Genomic DNA, 18,298 nt, shown 5'->3' on the forward strand with positions numbered 1-18,298 from the left:
TTAGGTTAGCCTAACTCCACATTCTGGAAGGGACGCTGAGTCTTCGATGATGGAACCGCGCGCTTGTGTCGCAGTGCTTTCCCCCACCCGCCTGGCAGATGTCCGCCGGCGCACAGGTGACTACCCGGACAGGACCATCGCCGAAGCGTGCGCCATCGGTCTGTCGTACTGGGCGACGGGGCAGAGCCCCGACGGCATCGACCTCACCCCCGGCACGCTCTTCGCCGACGTCCTCGGCTGGGTCGACAACGGCGGGACGGCGCCCGCCGGCTGGGACGTCAGCCCGGACGGCCTGAGCATCACCGTCCCGGACGGTGTCGCGCCGGCCGACGCGCAGCTCGCGCTCGACGACCTGGCCGACTTCCCCGACCGGCCCCTCGGCACCATCGGCCCGTCCAGTGTGGCCGCCCGGCTGCGGACCCTGGCCGAGTGGAACGACAACGCGGCCGACCGGGTCCGCCCGACCATCGTCGAGATGTTCCGCGCGCAGGCGCGGACCAGACCGGACGCCGTCGCCATCGTCGACGAGCACCGCTCGCTGACCTACCGCCAGGCGGCCGAGCTCTCCAGCCAGCTCGCCCACCACCTCATCGCCCGCGGACTGGGCCACGAACAGGTCGTCGGCATCTCCCTGGCCCGCTCCGCCGACATGGTGATCGGGCTGCTCGCCGCCCTCCAGGCCGGATGCGCGTTCGTCCCGCTCGACCCGCAGTGGCCCGCCGCGCGCCGGGCCGTCGTCATCGAGGACGCCCGGGTCGTCCTCCAGCTCAACGCCTCGGGCGAACACGACCCGGCCGAACCGGAGGCCGTGGCCGTCGACCTCGGCGACTGGGGATACGCCTCCTGCCCCGCCGACGGCACCGGCGTCACCGTCCTCGGCGACGCCCTGGCCTATGTCATCTTCACGTCCGGTTCCACCGGGCGGCCCAAGGGCGCGATGATCCGGCACGAGGCGATCAGCGAGCGCCTGCTGTGGCAGGTCAACGAGATCCTTGGCTTCGGCCACGACGACGCCTCGCTCTTCAAAGCCCCGCTGTCCTTCGACATATCCATCAACGAGATCTTCCTGCCCCTGGTCTCCGGCGGCAGGCTGGTGGTCCTGCGCACCGGCGGCGAACGCGACCCGCACCATCTGCTGAGCGTCATCGCCGAGCAACGCGTCACCTTCACCTACCTGGTGTCGTCCATGCTGGACGTGCTGCTGGAGATGGCCGGCGACACCGGCCGCCTGGACAGCCTGCGGCACGTGTGGTGCGGCGGCGAGGTACTCACCCCCGAGTTGTACGAGCGGTTCCGCACCAAGCTCGGCAACGTCCCCATGTACCACGGCTACGGCCCCGCAGAGACGACCATCGGCGTCTCGCACGTCATCTACCGGGGCGCGGCCGAACGGCTGTCGACGTCCATCGGCAAGGCCAACCCCAACACCCAGCTGTACGTCCTGGACGAGGAACTGCGCCCGGTCCCCGTCGGCGTCGGCGGCGAACTCTACGTGGGCGGCTTCCTCCTGGGCCGCGGCTACGTGGGCGCCCCCGGCCTGACCGCCTCCCGGTTCGTGGCCAACCCCTTCGCCACCGACGGCTCCCGCCTCTACCGGACCGGCGACCTCGCGCGGTTCGCCCCGGACGGATCCCTGGACTTCCTCGGCCGCGCCGACAACCAGATCAAGATCCGCGGCATGCGGCTGGAGATAGAGGACGTCGAGGCGGGCCTCGCCGAACACCCCCGGGTCCGGCACACCTGCGTCGTCGCGAAGAAGAACTCGGCGGGCGGCACCTACCTCGTCGGCTACGTCATCCCGGCCGCCGGCGGCGAGGACCTCCGGGCGGACGAGGTCAAGGCCTGGGCGGCCGAGCACATGGTCGAGTACATGGTGCCGGCCCACCTCGTCGTGATGGAGGAGTTCCCGCTCACCGCCAACGGCAAGCTCGACCGCAACGCCCTGCCCGAGCCCACGATCGACACCGGCTCCCTCGTGAGGCCCACCACCGACGACGAGCGCGCCGTGTGCGCCGCCGTCGCGCAGGTCCTGCGACTCGACGAGGTCGGTGTCGACCAGGACTTCTTCCAGCTCGGCGGCGACAGCATCCTGGCCATCTCCCTGCTGAGCGCCCTGCGCGACGAGGGCCTGCACCTCACGGCCCGGCAGATCTTCACCCACAGCACCGTGGGCGCCCTGGCCGCGGTCGCGAGCCGCGAGGACGTCTCCACCGTCGACCACGCCGACGTCGCCACCGGCACCGTCGTGGGACCGCCCATCGTGCAGTGGCTCGGCGAGACCACCGACGCCGTCGACGGCTTCGTCCAGTCCGTCGTGCTCAACACCCCGGCGGACCTCACCGCCGACGCCCTCGACGCGACCCTCTCCGCCCTCGTCCGCCACCACGACATGCTGCGCGCCAGGCTGGTACGCGGCGACGAGTGGAGCTTCGACATCCCGGAGGCGGACGGGGCGTCCGTGACCTGGCAGGAGAGCGATCTGCCGGTCGAGGAGTGCGTCGCCCTCGCCACCGAGGGACTGGACCCGGACGGCGGCGCGATGCTGCGTGCCGTCTGGCGCCGTGCGGAACGGCAGCTGGTCCTGGTCGCCCACCACGTGGTGATCGACGGCGTGTCCTGGCGCGTCCTGATGGAGGACCTGGCCACCGCCTGGCGGCAGTTCACCTCCGGCACGCCGATCGAGCTGCCCCCGGTGGGCACGTCGTTCCGGCGCTGGACCCAGCTGCTGGAACGCGCCGCGTTCGACGCGGACAGCGCCTACTACCGGCGCCCCCTGCCGGGCGAGGACCAGATGATCGGCAGGCGCGCCCTGTCCGAGACCGACACCGTCGCGCACGAGCGGCTGCGGACCGTCTCCGTCGGCCCCGAGATCACGGCCGCGCTGCTGGGCGAGATCCCCGCGAAATTCCACGCGGGCGTCAACGACGTCCTGCTGACCGCGCTCTCCGTCGCCCTCGCCCGCCGGCGCCGCGACCTCGGCCAGGACCAGACGTTCGCCCACATCGAACTCGAAGGCCACGGCCGCGAGGGACAGTTCGTCGCGGGCTCCGCCGGCTTCGAGCCGGAACTGTCCCGGACCGTCGGCTGGTTCACCACCCTCTTCCCGGTGACCGTCGACCCCGGCACCGCTGCCGACTTCACCACCCCGGCATATCTCACCGCCGCCCTCAAGGCCGTCAAGGAAGACCTCGCCCGGGTACCGGACAACGGCGTCTCCTACGGCGCCCTGCGCTACCTCACCGGCAGCGAGTTCGACGCGCCCGCACCGCAGGTCCTCTTCAACTACCTGGGCCGCTTCGCCGCAGGAGCCCCCGGCGACTGGCAGCTCGCGGGCACCACCGGCCAGCTGGGCGAGAAGCGCGACCCGCAGATGCGCCTGCCCCGCGCCCTGGAGTTCAACGCGATCGCCGAACCCGCCGCCTCCACCGGCGACTACGAGCTGGTCACCACCATCTCCTGGCCCGACGGCATGTTCACCGACGCGGACATCACCGCCATCGGCGACTACTTCCGGGTCGCCCTGGCCGGACTTGCCGCACTCGACGAGGGCGGCCACACGCCCAGCGACTTCCCCCTGGTGCCGCTCACCCAGACCGACGTCGACACCCTCGACGGCCCGGCACTGCGGGACATCCTGCCGCTCACCCCGCTGCAGGAGGGCCTGTACTTCCACTCCGTCTTCGACGACGACTCCGCGGGCGCCTACGTCGAACAGCAACTCCTCACCCTGGACGGAGAGGTGGACCCCGCCCGGCTCGCGGCGGCGGCCACCCGCCTGCTCACGCTCTTCCCGAACCTGGCCGCCCGGTTCACCGCCCTCGCCGACGGCCGCGTGGTGTCCGTGCTGGAGAGCGGCGTCGAGGCCCCCTTCACGACACTCGACCGCCCCGGCATCACCGACGAGGAGATACGCGACCTCGCCGAGCGGGACCGCCGCGAAGGCTTCGACCTGGCCACCGGCCCGCTGATGCGGTACACGCTCGTCCGCGCGGGATCCGGCCGGAACGTCCTGGTGCAGACCGTGCACCACATCATCGCCGACGGCTGGTCCGTGCCGCCGATGCTCCGGGCACTGCTGGCCGAGTACCACGCCCCGGGCACCGTCTACCCGATCGGCGGCTTCGCCGACTACGTGCACTGGCTCGCCGGACGCGACGACGACGAGAGCGACCGCGTCTGGCACGCCGAACTCGCCGACCTGACCGGCCCCTCACTGGTCGCCGAGGACCACACCCCCTCCGACCGGTTCGCCGACACCGCCGTGGAGCCGGAGGGCGACCTCGACGCCGCCCTCCGCGAAGCCGCCGTGCCGCTGAGCGTGGCCGTGCACAGCGCCTGGGCCGTGACGCTCGGCGGCATCCTGCACGGCAACGACGTCGTGTTCGGCTCCACCGTCTCCGGCCGGGACGCCGACGTGCCCGGCATCGGGGACATGGTGGGCCTGTTCATCAACACCATCCCCGTACGGGCCCATTGGGCCTGCGAAACCACGGCTGGCGACCTGCTCGCCTCGGTCCGGGAGCACCAGAGCGCGGTCCTGCCGCACCAGCACGTCTCCCTCGCGAGGATCGGCCGCCAGGCCGGCGCCGGCTCCCTGTTCGACACCCTCGTGGTCTTCGACGTGGCGACCGATGTCGCCGCACTGCGGCGACCCGACGACACCCTGGTCGTCACCGACCTCGTCAACGAGGGCGCCCCGCACTACCCGCTGACGCTGGTGGTCGAGCGCGCGCTCGACGGACGGCCGCGCTTCAACCTGATCTACGACGCCGAACTGCTGCGGGAGACGACCGCACAGTCGATCCTGCACACCTTCACCCATACCCTCACGGGCTTGCTCACCCGCCCGGACGCCCTGGTCGCAGACCTGGCACCCGAGAGCGAGCGCCGTCCCGCACCGATCACCCCGACGACGCTGGGCGACCTGTTCGACACCGCCGCGCGCCGCGACCCCGCCGCCACCGCTGTCACCCAGTGCGGCCTCGACGGCGGCACCCGCTCCCTGACCTACGGCGAACTGGCCGACACCAAGAACCAGTTGGCCTCCGCCTTGCGCGCGGCCGGGGTCAGGCCCGGCAAGCGGGTCGCGGTCGCCGTCCCGCGCTCACTGGAGCAGGTCGTGGCCCTGGTCGCGATCGTCAGCGCGGGCGGCGCGTACGTCCCGCTCGACCTCGCCTACCCGGACGACCGTCTGGAGTACATCCTCGCCGACGCGGCCCCCCAGGTCGTCCTGGTCGACCGCGAGCAGCGCGACCGCTTCACACAGCTGCTCGCCAGGGCGGGCGTACCGGCCCGGGTGCTTGTCCAGGGCGACGAGCCGCCGGCCGGGGACACCGCCACCGAGCCCGAGGTGAGCTGGCACAACCCCGCCTACGTCATCTACACGTCCGGGTCGACCGGCAGGCCCAAGGGCGTCGCCGTCCCGCACTCCAGCGTGGTCACGCTGCTCGCCAACACCCAGCCCGACATGGACTTCGGCCCGCGGGACGTCTGGGTCCAGTTCCACTCCTTCTCCTTCGACTTCGCGGTCTGGGAGCTGTGGGGCGCACTGGCGTACGGCGGTGAGCTGCTGGTGCCCGAGTACGGCCTGACACGTTCCCCGGTCGACTTCCACCGCCTCGTCCGCGAGCGCGGGGTGACCGTGCTCAACCAGACCCCGTCGGCGTTCTACCAGTTCATCGAGGCCGACCGGCTCGCCGGCGAACCCCTCCCCGCCCTGCGCCGGATCATCTTCGGCGGCGAGGCCCTGGACCTCGGGCGGCTGCGCGGCTGGGTCGAACGGCACGGTACGGGCACGCCCGAGCTGGTCAACATGTACGGCATCACCGAGACGACCGTCCACGTCACCCACCGAGTCCTCACCGACGAGGACTTCGGCCCCGGCGACGAGGTCAGCCCCATCGGCGGACCGATCCCCGGCCTGACCACCTACCTCCTCGACGACCGGCTCCGCCCGGTGCCGCCGGGCAAGGTCGGCGCCATCTACGTCGCCGGCGACCAGGTGTCGCTCGGCTACCTCGGCAGGCCCGGCCTCACCGCCGGCCGCTTCGTCGCGAACCCGTTCGCGGACGACGGCTCCCGCATGTACCACACGGGCGACCTGGCCCTCCGCACCCTCGACGGCGAACTTCAGTTCACCGGCCGCGCCGACGACCAGGTCCAGCTCAAGGGCTTCCGCATCGAGCTGGGCGAGGTGGAGTCCGCGATCCGTGCACTCGACGGTGTGGTCGACGTGGCCGTGACGGTGGCGAACAGCGAGGACCATCTGGTCGCGCATGTGGTGGGCGGGGTGCCAGGCGACTGGGCGGCCCTGCTGTCCGAGAGGCTTCCCGTCCACATGGTGCCGGGCCGGGTCCTCACGACCGACGCCCTACCACTGACGATCAACGGCAAGCTGGATCGAAAGGCCTTGGCCGAGCGCCCCTTCAGGGGCGCGGGGAACTGTGCGACCAGCCACGACGCACCCGCAGACAAAGACTCAGCAGTCACCACCCTCATCGAGATCTTCACCCAAACACTGCCCGGCTCGGAAATAGCCGCCGACACCGACTTCTTCCACGCCGGAGGCGACAGCATCGTCGCCATCACGGTCGTGAACCGCGCCCGAACCCTCGGCCTGCCGATCTCACCCAGGGACGTCTTCCTCCTCAGGACCCCCCGCGCACTGGCCGACAACCTGGCGACGAGCACACCGCCGCCGGCCGCCCCCGCCCCAGCCCGCCGCGAGGACGGCCCCCTCACCCCGACCCCGATCATCCTGCGCCAACGCGAACTCGGCGGTTCCCTCACCCGATTCGCCCAGGCCAGGACCCTCCAGGCCCCGGAAGGCACCAGCTTCACGGACGCCCAGCGCGCCGCGAACGCCGTGGTCGCAGCCCACCCGACCCTGCGACTGCGCCTGCGCACCACGCACGGCGTATGGGCCCTGCGTACCGAACCGGCCCACGAGGTCACCGTCGTACGCCCGGACACCACCGACGCCACCGCCGTGGCGAACGACGCCGCCGCTCAGCTCGACCCCGAGTCCGGAAACGTCATCGCCTTCGCCTGGCTGGAAGCCACCCGCACCCTCGTGGTCACGGTGCACCACCTCGCCGTCGACGCGGTGTCCTGGCTGATCCTCCTGGAAGACCTGACCACAGCCCTCCGCGGCGAGCCCCTGGCCCCGCCGACCACGTCGTACGCCGAGTACGCCGACACACTCACGCTCCACTCCACCCACGCACTCGACGACCTTGGCCACTGGATCACCACGCTCCAGGCGCCCGAGCTGCTGCCCACGGTCGGCGGACCGCGCGAGACCACCGTCGTGCTCGCCCCCGACGTGAGCGACCGTCTCACCCGCACCGCACCCGCCGCCCTCGGCGTCGGTCTCACCGAGCTGCTGTGCGGCGCGCTGCGCACCGCGCTGACCCGGATCCAGCCGTCGCCCACCGATCTCGCGATCGAACTGGAGCGGCACGGCCGGGTCCCGGTCCTCGAACAGCACGACTACACCCGTACGGTCGGCTGGTTCACCGCCATCGCACCCGTACGGCTCACCGCGCACACCGACCCGGTCGCCGCGGCCCGCGAGGTCGCCGAACGCCAGCCGGACGAGCGAGCGCACGTCGCCTACGGGCAGCTCCGGTACCTCGACCCGCAGACGGCCCCGCTGCTCACCGCCCGCCCGCAGGTGCTGTTCAACTACCTCGGCCGGGGCAGCGAGTCCCAGGCGCTGCACCTCACCGGCGGCGACCAGGGCAGCCCGTACGCCGTCGAGGTCAACGCCTGGACCGACGAGGCCACCGGCAGTCTGCTCGCAGAGTTCATCCTCGCCGAGGGCATTCCCGACGAGATCACCGAGCACTGGCGCGGCGCGCTGGAGCACATCGCCGACACCGCCACGACAGCCGAGCGCACCGCACCGGTCACCCCGCTCCAGCGCGGCCTGTTCTTCCAGGCCCAGCTGGCGGGCACGGCCGGACACTACGTCGCGCAGAGCTGGTTCACCTTCGACCGGCGCCTCGACACCGACGCGCTGGCCGAGGCGATGGCATACGTCATCGCACGGCACCCGGTCGTGGGCGCCGGCTTCAGCACGGACGACGACGGAAATCCCGTTCAGGTCCTCAAGGCCGGCCGGCGGGTCGACGTCCGTACGGTCGCCCTCGCGACGGACGCGGAGGTCGACGACCTGCGCGCCCGGGACCGCGACACCGGGTTCGACCCCGGGGAGCCGCCGCTGATCCGGCTGACCGTCGTACGGCTGCCCGACGACCGCGACGGCCTGCTGCTCAGCTACCACCTGCTGCTGTGGGACGGCTGGTCCCGCGAGATCGTCCTGCGGGACCTGTTCGACGCCTACCGTGCCGTCCTCGCGGGCGAGCCACTCGACCCGACGCCGGCCACGCCGAGCTTCGAGGAGTACGCCCGGGCCCTCGACGCCAAGGACCCCGCCGTATCGGAACGCTTCTGGGCGGAGCACCTGGCGGCCCTTCCCGGCCCCACGCTCCTCGCCGGACCGGCGCCGGCGCTCTCGGACGACCTGCCGCGCGCACTCGTGCACACGCTGTCCGCCGAGCAGTCGGAGCTGCTGAGGGACGCGGCCAGGGTGCACGGCGTCACACTGAACTCGGTGCTGACCGGCGCGTTCGGTCTGCTGCTCGGCGCGCACACCGGCCGCGGCGACGCCGTGTTCGGAGTGACCGTCTCCGGCCGTGACGGCGAGGGCCTGGACGACATCGTCGGCGTGCTGCTCAACACCGTGCCCACGTGGACACGGGCCCGGCCGGAGCAGTCGGTCCGGGAGTACCTGTCGGCGGTACAGACGGCCCGGGTCGAGGCGATGGAGCACGAGCACCTGGGGCTCGGCGAGATCCAGCGCGCCAGCGGGCACGAGGCCCTGTTCGACAACCTGTTCGTGCTGCAGAACTTCCTGGACATGGACGCGTTCGCCGAGATGAACGCCCGGCACGGCATCACCTCGGTGAAGGCGGACGACTCCACGCACTACCCGTTCACCTGGGTCGTCACCCCCGGCGACCGGCTCACGGTCAAGCTGGAGTACCGCGACGGCGACACCGCGGGCGCCCGCGGCCTGCTCGACGACTACCTGAGCGTGCTCGAAGACCTGGCCCGGTCGACCGGGCCGGTGGGCGCGCTGCGGGGGCTCGGTCCTGAGCCCGTGCGGGACGAGCGTACCGACGTCGGCACGGACACCGTCGTCGACCGGTTCGACCAGGCCGCGGACCGCGACCCGCAGCGGGTGGCGCTCGTCGCCCACGGTGCGATGATGACGTTCGCCGAACTCCGGGACCGCAGCCGCGCGATCGCGGGAGTGCTCGCGACGCGCGGCATCGGGCCCGAGACGACCGTGGGTCTCGCGATCCCGCGCTCCCTCGACTGGATCGCGGCGCTGTTCGCCGTGCTGCGGGTCGGCGCCGCGTACGTGCCGCTGGAGCTGGACCACCCGGACGAGCGGATCGCCGCGATCGTCGACGACGCCCGCCCCGACGTGATCCTCACCGTGAGTGCCGTCTCGCCCCGGCTCACCGGCGACCTCATCGAACTGGACCGGCCGCTTCCCGAGGCCGAGCCGTACGTGACGTTCGCGCCGGACGACCCGGACCGGCTGCGGCACCCCGCGTACACGATCTACACCTCCGGCTCGACCGGAAAGCCCAAGGGCGTGGTGACCGAGTACGCCGGACTCACCAACATGCTGATCAACCACCAGCGCCGGATCTTCGAGCCGGTGCTGGCGGAGCACGGCCACCGGATCTTCCGGATCGCGCACACCGTGTCGTTCGCGTTCGACATGTCGTGGGAGGAGCTGCTGTGGCTCGCCGACGGCCATGAAGTGCACATCTGCGACGAGGAGTTGCGCCGCGACGCGCCCGCGCTGGTGGAGTACTGCCTGGAGCACGGGATCGACGTCATCAACGTGACCCCGACCTACGCGCAGCAGCTGGTGGCCGAGGGCCTGCTGGACAACCCGGAACGCCGGCCGGCGCTGGTGCTGCTGGGCGGCGAGGCCGTCACCCCGACGCTGTGGCAGCGCCTCGCGGAGACCGAGGGGACGATCGGCTACAACCTGTACGGACCCACCGAATACACCATCAACACCCTGGGCGTCGGCACCTTCGAGTGCGAGGACCCGGTCGTGGGCGTCGCGATCGACAACACCGACGTGTACGTCCTCGACCCCTGGCTGCGACCGCTGCCCGACGGCGTTCCCGGCGAGCTGTACGTGTCCGGCATCGGCATCGCGCGCGGCTATCTCGGGCAGCCCGCCCAGAGCGCGCACCGCTTCGTCGCCTGCCCGTTCGGCGAGCCCGGGGAGCGCATGTACCGTACCGGTGACCTGGTGGTCCGCCGGCCCGACGGCAATCTGATGTACCTGGGCCGCACCGACCAGCAGGTCAAGATCCGGGGCCACCGGGTGGAACTCGGCGAGGTCGAGGCCGTGTTCGCCGCGCATCCTGCGGTCCGGTTCGTCGCCGCCGTCGCCCAGCCCGACCCGCAGGTCGACGGCGCCTACCGGCTGGCCGCCTATCTGGTGCTGGACGGCGCCGAGCTGGCCGCTGTCGCCGCCGAAGTGGGCGCCGGACTGCCGGACTTCCTGCGCCCGACGCACTACGCCCAGGTCGACGGCATCCCGCTGACGGTGAACGGGAAGGCTGACACCAAGGCGCTGCCCGAGGCCAAGCCGCTCGGCGCGCTGACCACGGTGGGGGAGCGGGGCCCGGAGACCGAGACCGAGACCGTGGTCTGCGCGTACTTCGCCGAGGCACTGGACCTGGACGACGACGAGGTGAGCGCCGTGAGCGACTTCGTGTCCCTCGGGGGACACTCCATGCTGGCGGTACGCCTGATCGGGCTGCTCCGCCGCGAGTTCGGCCCCGTGATCACCATCCGAGACCTGTTCACCCTGCGAACCCCCGAAGCGATTGCCCGCCACCTCGATGACAACTGACACGCAGCGGCCCCGCCCCGGGGCCGCCATCCTCCGCACAGCCCTGCGCCGCAACCTCGGCGCCATGGCCGGCGGCACCGTCCTCATGGGCCTCTACCAGGCAGGCGAGACGGCCTTCCCCATCGCGCTCGGCATGATCGTCGAGCACACGATGCGGGGCGACCGGAGCCTCGGCGCGCTCGCCCTGTCGATCGCCGCGCTGGCGGTGATCATCACGACCGTGTCGCTGTCATGGCGGTTCGGCATGCGGATCCTGCAGAAGGCCAACACGACCGAGGCACACCGCTGGCGGGTGAAGGTCGCGGCCTGCGGCCTGCTGCCGGTGGCCAGGGACGTCGACCTCAAGTCCGGCGAGGTCCTGACCATCGCCACCGAGGACGCCGACCAGACCGCCGACATCATCGAAGTGGTGCCGCTGCTGATCAGCTCGCTGGTCGCGGTGCTGGTCGCGGCGGTCGCGCTGGGCCTCGCCGACATCCGGCTCGGTCTGCTGGTGATCGTGGGCACCGTCGCGATCCTGTCGATCCTGAGCGTGATGTCCCGCCGGATCGGCAGCAGCACCCAGGAACAGCAGGCCCGGGTGGCGCGGGCCGGTGCGAAGGTCGCCGACCTGATCACCGGCCTGCGCCCGCTGCACGGATTCGGCGGCAACCACGCGGCCTTCGGCTCATACCGGAAGGTCAGCGCCGAGGCGAGGCACCAGTCGATCGTCGTCGCCAGGGTGAACGGCGTGTACGCGGGCACCGCGCTGGCCCTCAACGCGGTCCTTGCCGGGGCCGTGACACTGACGGCGGGCTGGCTGGCGTTCGACGGCCGGATCACCATCGGCGAACTCGTCATGGCCGTGGGCCTGGCGCAGTTCATCATGGAGCCGCTCAAGCTGTTCTCGGAGATGCCCAAGTACGTGATGATCGCGCGCGCGTCGGCCGAGCGGATGGCGCTGGTGCTGTCGGCGCCGCCGGTCATGACGCCGGGGTCCGGGCGACCGGCCCCGGGCTCGGACCTGGAGATCGACTGCGTCCGCCACGGCTCCCTGAACAAGGTGCGGTTCCAGGTGGCGGCCGGCGAGTTCGTCGCCATCGCCGCCTACCAGCCGCGCGCCGCGGCCGACCTGGCGGCCGTCCTGGCCGTGAACGTCCCGCCCGACGCCTACGAGGGAGCCGTCCGGGTCGGCGGGCAGGAGCTGGCGGACCTGTCCGTCGAGGCGGTCCGCGAGCACCTTCTCGTGAACCCGTACGACGGGGAGATCTTCGCGGGCACCCTGCGCACCAACATCGACCCTTCGGGCACCAGCGCCTCGGTCCCCGAGGCCGTCGAGGCGTCCATGCTGACCGACGTCGTCGCCCTGCACCGCGAAGGCCTCGACTACGCCGTCCGCGACCGCGGCGCGAACCTCTCCGGAGGCCAGCGCCAACGCCTCTCCCTGGCCCGCGCGCTGGCGGCCGACACCGAGGTCCTGGTCCTGCACGACCCGACGACGGCGGTCGACGCGGTCACCGAACAGCTCATCGCCCGCAACGTGGCGAAGCTGCGCCGTGGCCGCACGACCATCGTCATCACCAGCAGCCCGGCGTTCCTGGACGCCGCAGACCGGGTCCTGGTCCTCGACGACGGTGTCATCACAGCCGAGGACACCCACCGCAACCTCCTGGCCAACGACGAGGCTTACGGCTTGGCGGTCGCCCGGTGACCTTTGGAGGGGGGCTGGGACCATGCCCCGCTTTTCGGGGGCGCGGGGAACTGCGCGACCAGCCCCCCCCCACCGGCCCGCGGACGATCACTCACCCAGGGCCCAGCCCACATCGCTGAGCAGGGCATGACGCCACCCGGCCCGGTCATGCCCGGAGGCAGACCGCGAAACCCGCACGGTAGCCCCGGCCCGCTCGGCCAAGGCCTCCACCGACGCACAGTGCGGCAGCATCCGCGTCTCATGCTCCCCGACATCGAACGCAACCCGCAGCCCGGACAGATCAGCACCCGCCCGCAACCGCTCGGCGATCACACCCCCCACCGGCCCGCCCAACGGATCAGCCGCCCGCAGGGCACCCGGCTGCCACCAGAACGACCCCGACTGACAAGCGACCCGCGACACCAGCTCGGGAAACTCCAGCGCCGCGTACACCGCGCTCAGTCCACCAAGACTCTGCCCGGCGACCACCAGCCGACCGAGATCTGCGGGCACACCCGACTCCGCCACCAACGGCAGCAGTTCGTCCCGCACCGCCTCCCACAACTCGGCCCGGCACGTGAACTCCTCGGCCCGGTCCTTGGCCGGCAGGAAGACCAGCGTCACCGGCGGCAACTCACCCGCGGCCACGGCCGAGTCGAACGCGGTCATGGCCGGATGCAGATACAGCCAGTCGTCCCCGTCGAGCAGCAGCACCACGGGCCCACCGCCCCCCACCGGATGGACCCGCACGGTCCGCCGCCCCCCGAGCCGTTCACTGGCCCAGCGGATCCGCGTACGGGGCAGGGGCAGGACCTCGTCGGCACCGACAGCCGGCCAGTGCGGCTGCTCCGGCGCGTCCGGCGTCGCCGCGACGGACCGGTCACCGCCCGCTCCGGCCGGGTTGAACGGGTCGGCGTACGCCTCCTCGCCCACGAGGAACTGATAGGTCACCCGCAGCCGCTCGGGCATGCGCACCTCGGCGTACCAGCAGTCCGAATCGGCCCAGCGCCGCAGGGGAACCGGCTCCGACCAGCTCTCGAAGCCGACCCTCGCTTCCGACCCGCGCCACAGGAACAGGGTCACCCAACCGCCGTCCTCGGCGGGTATCGCGGCGGGCGCCCCCGCGGCGGCCCAGAACTCGTCGGTGCCGGGCGCGCCCGGCAGCCCGAACCCGGCAAAGGCGTCGGCGTCCTCCATGTCGGCCGCGACCAGGCCCATGAATGTCTCCTTGTGAGAGGGAAGGGACAAGGCTAAGCTCCAATCAATTAGGCGAGCCTAACCTAATCTTGGCCCTCCAAGGAGGCATCGAGCATGAGCACCAACCCCTTCGACGACAACGAAGGCCGTTTCCTGGTCCTGGTGAACGACGAGGGCCAGCACTCACTCTGGCCGTCGTTCGCCGAGGTGCCCGGGGGCTGGACGATCGCCTTCGACGAGAACACCCGGGAAGCGTGCCTGGAGTACGTCGAGACCCACTGGACGGACCTGCGCCCGAGGTCCCTCGCCGCGACGATGGACGTCTGACCTCACCGATGCTGTGCACCAGGCTGACCAACGCCCGTTTCCTCACCATGGACCCGGACCATCCGGTCGCCCATGACGTGGGTGTCTGGCAGGGCCGGATCGCGGGCCTCGACGAGGCCGTGACCTCCCTGCCCGCCCGTGAGGTGATCGATCTCCAGGGCGCCACCGTGCTCCCCGGGTTCATCGACGCCCATGTGCACCTGGCCTGGACCGGGTTGAAACAGACCACCCCGAGCATCGCCGGCCGCACCCGGATCGACGACGTACTCGCTGTCGTCGCGGAAGCCGTCTCCCGCACCCGCGCGCCCGGTGACTGGGTGAGCGTCGCCGGCTACGACCAGCGGGCCCTGGGCCGCCATCTGACCGCCGCCGAGCTCGACAAGGTCAGCGACGGACGCAACATCTTCCTGCTGCACGACTCCGGCCACGGCTGCGTCGTCAACACGGCGGTCCTGGACCTGCTGCCCGCCGACATCCCGCACGAGAACGGCTTCCTCGCCGAGCAGGCCATGGGCGCCGCCCGCGCCCTGCGCCTGCCGCACTCCCAGGAGGACCTGGCCGAAGCGATCGGCCGGGCCGCCCGCACCTGTGTCGCCGAGGGCGTCACCGCCTGCGCCGAGGCGGGCATCGGCGGCAAGCTCTTCGGGCACAGCCCTGTCGAACTCGGCGCCTACCAGCTCGCCCGGGACAAGGGGCTGCTGCCGCTGCGCGTGCAGCTCATGGTGTCCGGGGACCGGCTGAGCCCGGTCATGGCACACGAGACCGACGACATCCCGAGGGCACTCGACCTGGGCCTGCGCACCGGGTTCGGGGACGACCGGCTCTCCGTGGGCGCGCTGAAGATCTACACCGACGGCGGCATGATGGCCCGTACGGCGGCGCTGAGCAGCCCGTACGAAGGGCTCGACCACACCGGTCAGTTGCAGGACGACCCGGAGACGCTGACGGACCTGATCGTGGACGGCCACCTCGCCGGCTGGCAGCTCGCCGTGCACGCGATCGGCGACCGCGCGGCCGACCTGGCCCTGGACGCCCTCGACCGCGCCCAGCGCCTGCGGCCCCGGCCCGAGGCCCGCCACCGCGTCGAACACGCCGGGCTGATCCGGCCCGACCAGCTCCCGCGCTTCGCGCGACTCGGCGTCAGCGCGGTGATCCAGCCCAACTTCCTGCGGTACTTCGGCGACGACTACGCGTCGATCATGGGCCCGGAACGGGCACCGTGGATGTACCGGGGCAGGGCGTTCCTGGACCACGGCATTCCACTGGTGGGCAGCTCGGACCGGCCCGTCGCCGACGGATCGCCCCTGCGCGCCGTCCAGTTCATGGTCGAGCGCGCCTCGGCCTCGGGGCAGCTCATCGGCCCGGACGAGGCCCTCACCGTCGACGAGGCCCTGCACGCCTACACCGTCGCCGGCGCGCACGCCTGCCACTGGGAGGGCAGCCTGGGGAGTCTCACCCCCGGCAAACGCGCCGACCTGGTCGTCCTCGGCGACGACCCCCGGAGCGTCGACCCCTCCCGCATAGGCGACATCGAGGTGGTCGAGACGTACGTCGACGGCCGCCCGAGCCGTCAGCCCGTCTGAGCCGACCGCTCGCCCGACCTCCGGTCCGCACCGAGGAAGAGGAACCCTTGACCACGGCTACGCCGCGCCCTGCCGCGCTGCCGCACATCCCGACCGCCCTGGTACGCACCGCCCGTCAGGACGAGGCCGCCGCCCTCGCCGCCCTCTCCCGGCCCTTCGTCCGCTCGGGCGCGCTGCGGGAACGTCCGGTCTCCCTCTACGCCGCCCGCGCGGCCGACTTCCTCGTCCTGGAGGCCCCCGACGGCGGCCTCGACGGGTGCGTGGGCCTGCGGCTGTACCCCGGGGGCGACGAGAGCGGAGCGTCGGCGGGAGTCGTCTACAACTTCTGTGTGGCCGGGCACCGGCAGGGGAGCGGAGCGGGGGCCTCACTGCTGCGCGCCGTGCTGGCCAGGGCCCACGCCCGGTCGCTCACCGCTCTGTTCACGGCGACGACGGGAGGCGCGGGCCTGTTCCTGAGCTACGGCTTCACCCACACGAGCCCGAGCCGGGCACCGCGCGCCTGGGCCGAGTCACTGGACCCGCGGCGCAACGCGCGGGTGCTGGTCAGGACTTGGTGACCACGTCGGGGACCACGGTGGTCCCCGGACTGGTCTCGGCGAGCACGCTGCGCAACACCGCGTGCGGCACGCGCCCGTCCACCACATGGGCCTTGCGCACACCGCCGCGGACGGCCCGCAGACAGCCCTCCATCTTCGGCAGCATTCCGCTCGCCAGCCCGGGCAGCAGCCCGTCCAGCGCACCGGCCGTCAGCCGTCCGATCACCTCGGTGCTGCGCGGCCAGTCCGCGTACAGCCCCTCGACATCGGTGAGCATCACCAGCCGCTCGGCGTCGAGCGCGACGGCGAGGGCCGACGCCGCGAGGTCGGCGTTGACGTTGTAGACCTGCCCGTCCGCACCGCGTGCCACGGGGGAGACGACCGGGATGTGCCCCTGCTCCAGCAGCCCGCGCACCATCGCCGGGTTCACGTCCACGACATCGCCGACGAGACCGATGTCCACCGTCCTGCCGTCCACCAGGGCCGGCCGCCGCACCGCCGTCATCGTGTGCGCGTCCTCACCGGTCAGGCCCACCGCGAAGGGCCCATGGGCGTTGATGTGGCCGACCAGCTCCCGCTGGACCCGGCCCGCCAGCACCATGCGCACCACGTCCATGGTCTCCGGGGTGGTGACCCTGAGGCCCGCCTCGAACCGGCTCTCCAGCCCGAGCCGGTCGAGCATCGCACTGATCTGAGGCCCGCCGCCGTGCACGACGACCGGGCGCAGCCCCGCGTGCCACAGCTCCACCATGTCCTGCGCGAAGGCCCGTTGCAGGCTGGCGTCCACCATGGCGTTGCCGCCGAACTTGACGACGACCACGCTGCCCAGGAGCTCAGCCGGCGGCTGCGGAAGGGAGGGGAGAAGGGCCGCGACCGGGTCGGCTTGGGTCACGCTCACGGAGTCACTCCAATTCAAGGATGTGTCGTCGAGGAAGGCACCGGTGCTCCGTGCCGCGGGCGTCACGCGTTCCTCCGCTCCCGGTGCAGGAGCAGGGCGCGCAGCAGCCCGTCCGTCGTACAGACCACCCCGGTACGCGCGGCCCACCGGAGTGCCAAGGCGTGCTCCTCGGCGGAGAAGTCGGCGACGGCGTCGGCTACGACGAAGGGCTGGATGTCGTTCATGAAGGCGTCCGCGGCGGTCAGCAGGACACCGAGGTGCGCGTGCACCCCGCAGATGATCAGCTGGTCCCGGTTCTGGGAGCGCAGCAGCCTGCCGAGATGGCTGCGCAGAAAGGCGTTGTGGCGCACGTTCGCCAGCAGATGCTCCCCGGGCCGGGGTGTCAGGGGCGCGACGATCGCCGCGGCATCCGGCCCGTCCCCTATCCCCGGCCCCCACATGTCACCGACCAGCCCTCGCTGCGCGGGCGGCTGCCCGGCCGGCTCCGCGCTGAACACGACCGGCATGTCCAGGGTGTCGGCGAGTTCCCTGAGCGCCGCGATGTTGTCGACGAGCTCCACCACGGGAGCGCGCCCGGCGGGGCAGGCCCGGACGAAGTGGTTCTGCATGTCGTGGACCAGGAGCGCGGCACGTGCCGGGTCGATCCGCCAGGAGACCTGCGACCGGGGGATCGCGGAGCGCTCCGGCATGGGGTAGGAGCCGATGGCCGGCAAGCCCATGGTGATTCTCTCCCCCCCCCCCCCCCCGATCACGCGACGCAGGTCCGGACCCACATGAGAAATTTAGCTTAGCCTAACCTAAACTGAGCTCTGTGGGGCTGGAGTTGACGCACATCCGCCGCCGATCACGCGGCATCGGGCCCAGATCAGGTCATGAGTCATGGCATGACAGTGCCCTCACCATGTCTGGTGCGGGCACTGTTCCTGACGGCGGCGGGCGCCCCGCATCGCGCAGTGCTGCAGGCCAAGGGCTCCATCAAGGCCGGCGAGGCCGACGAGAACATCGTGGTACGTGGCGACGAACCGCGCGCGTGAACGGACATCCACGCGGCGATCATCGACCTGCTCGCGGGCCGTCTGCCGGCGCTGGACCGGCGGTAGGGCGCTCCCGGGTGGTGCCCGTGCCGGACTT

9 protein-coding genes are annotated in these 18,298 nt (G+C 71.8%); 6 read left to right on the forward strand and 3 right to left on the reverse strand.

The annotated features are described in order from the left end of the window. The first annotated feature begins 46 nt into the window (after positions 1-46). Together ACFZBT_RS24875 and ACFZBT_RS24880 are read left to right on the forward strand one after the other, a co-directional pair. Positions 47-10,957, forward strand: coding sequence for an amino acid adenylation domain-containing protein (locus ACFZBT_RS24875; protein ID WP_391107169.1), 10,911 nt, complete (start codon positions 47-49; stop codon positions 10,955-10,957). Then, positions 10,947-12,647 carry an ABC transporter transmembrane domain-containing protein gene (locus tag ACFZBT_RS24880; RefSeq protein WP_391107171.1) on the forward strand — a complete coding sequence of 567 codons (1,701 nt, stop codon included), beginning with the start codon at positions 10,947-10,949 and terminating at the stop codon, positions 12,645-12,647. Before ACFZBT_RS24875 ends, ACFZBT_RS24880 begins: the two co-directional genes overlap by 11 nt. An 87-nt stretch (positions 12,648-12,734) precedes the next feature. On the opposite strand, the gene ACFZBT_RS24885 is transcribed toward ACFZBT_RS24880, so the two are convergent. Then, positions 12,735-13,844 carry an alpha/beta hydrolase-fold protein gene (locus tag ACFZBT_RS24885; RefSeq protein WP_391107174.1) on the reverse strand — a complete coding sequence of 370 codons (1,110 nt, stop codon included), beginning with the start codon at positions 13,842-13,844 and terminating at the stop codon, positions 12,735-12,737. Positions 13,845-13,937: 93 nt separating this feature from the next. On the opposite strand from ACFZBT_RS24885, the gene ACFZBT_RS24890 reads away from it, so the two are divergent. The 3 genes from ACFZBT_RS24890 to ACFZBT_RS24900 are packed head-to-tail and all read left to right on the forward strand — an operon-like array spanning position 13,938 to position 16,290. Then, entirely contained in the window at positions 13,938-14,150 is a 213-nt protein-coding gene (locus ACFZBT_RS24890) for an MbtH family NRPS accessory protein (protein ID WP_391107177.1), read from the forward strand. An 8-nt stretch (positions 14,151-14,158) separates the two neighbouring features. Then, the gene (locus tag ACFZBT_RS24895; RefSeq protein ID WP_391107180.1) at positions 14,159-15,733 is read left to right on the forward strand and encodes an amidohydrolase family protein; all 1,575 of its coding nucleotides are present in this window, start codon (positions 14,159-14,161) and stop codon (positions 15,731-15,733) included. A 47-nt stretch (positions 15,734-15,780) separates the two neighbouring features. After that, positions 15,781-16,290 (forward strand): GNAT family N-acetyltransferase, encoded by a 510-nt coding sequence (locus tag ACFZBT_RS24900; protein ID WP_391107183.1) that lies wholly within the window; start codon positions 15,781-15,783, stop codon positions 16,288-16,290. On the opposite strand, the gene argB is transcribed toward ACFZBT_RS24900, so the two are convergent. Continuing rightward, positions 16,277-17,098 carry an acetylglutamate kinase gene (gene argB, locus ACFZBT_RS24905; RefSeq protein ID WP_391107432.1) on the reverse strand — a complete coding sequence of 274 codons (822 nt, stop codon included), beginning with the start codon at positions 17,096-17,098 and terminating at the stop codon, positions 16,277-16,279. The two genes, ACFZBT_RS24900 and argB, sit on opposite strands and share 14 nt — an antisense overlap. A gap of 131 nt (positions 17,099-17,229) precedes the next feature. Continuing rightward, positions 17,230-17,886 (reverse strand): isochorismatase family protein, encoded by a 657-nt coding sequence (locus tag ACFZBT_RS24910; protein ID WP_391107186.1) that lies wholly within the window; start codon positions 17,884-17,886, stop codon positions 17,230-17,232. Between the two features lie 165 nt (positions 17,887-18,051). Here ACFZBT_RS24910 and ACFZBT_RS24915 point away from each other — a divergent pair, with 165 nt between their 5' ends. Next, entirely contained in the window at positions 18,052-18,201 is a 150-nt protein-coding gene (locus tag ACFZBT_RS24915; protein WP_391107189.1) for a hypothetical protein, read from the forward strand. The last annotated feature ends 97 nt before the right edge of the window (positions 18,202-18,298 follow it).

This window comes from Streptomyces sp. NPDC008137 (genome assembly GCF_042957035.1).
Taxonomy (GTDB): Bacteria; Actinomycetota; Actinomycetes; order Streptomycetales; family Streptomycetaceae; genus Streptomyces.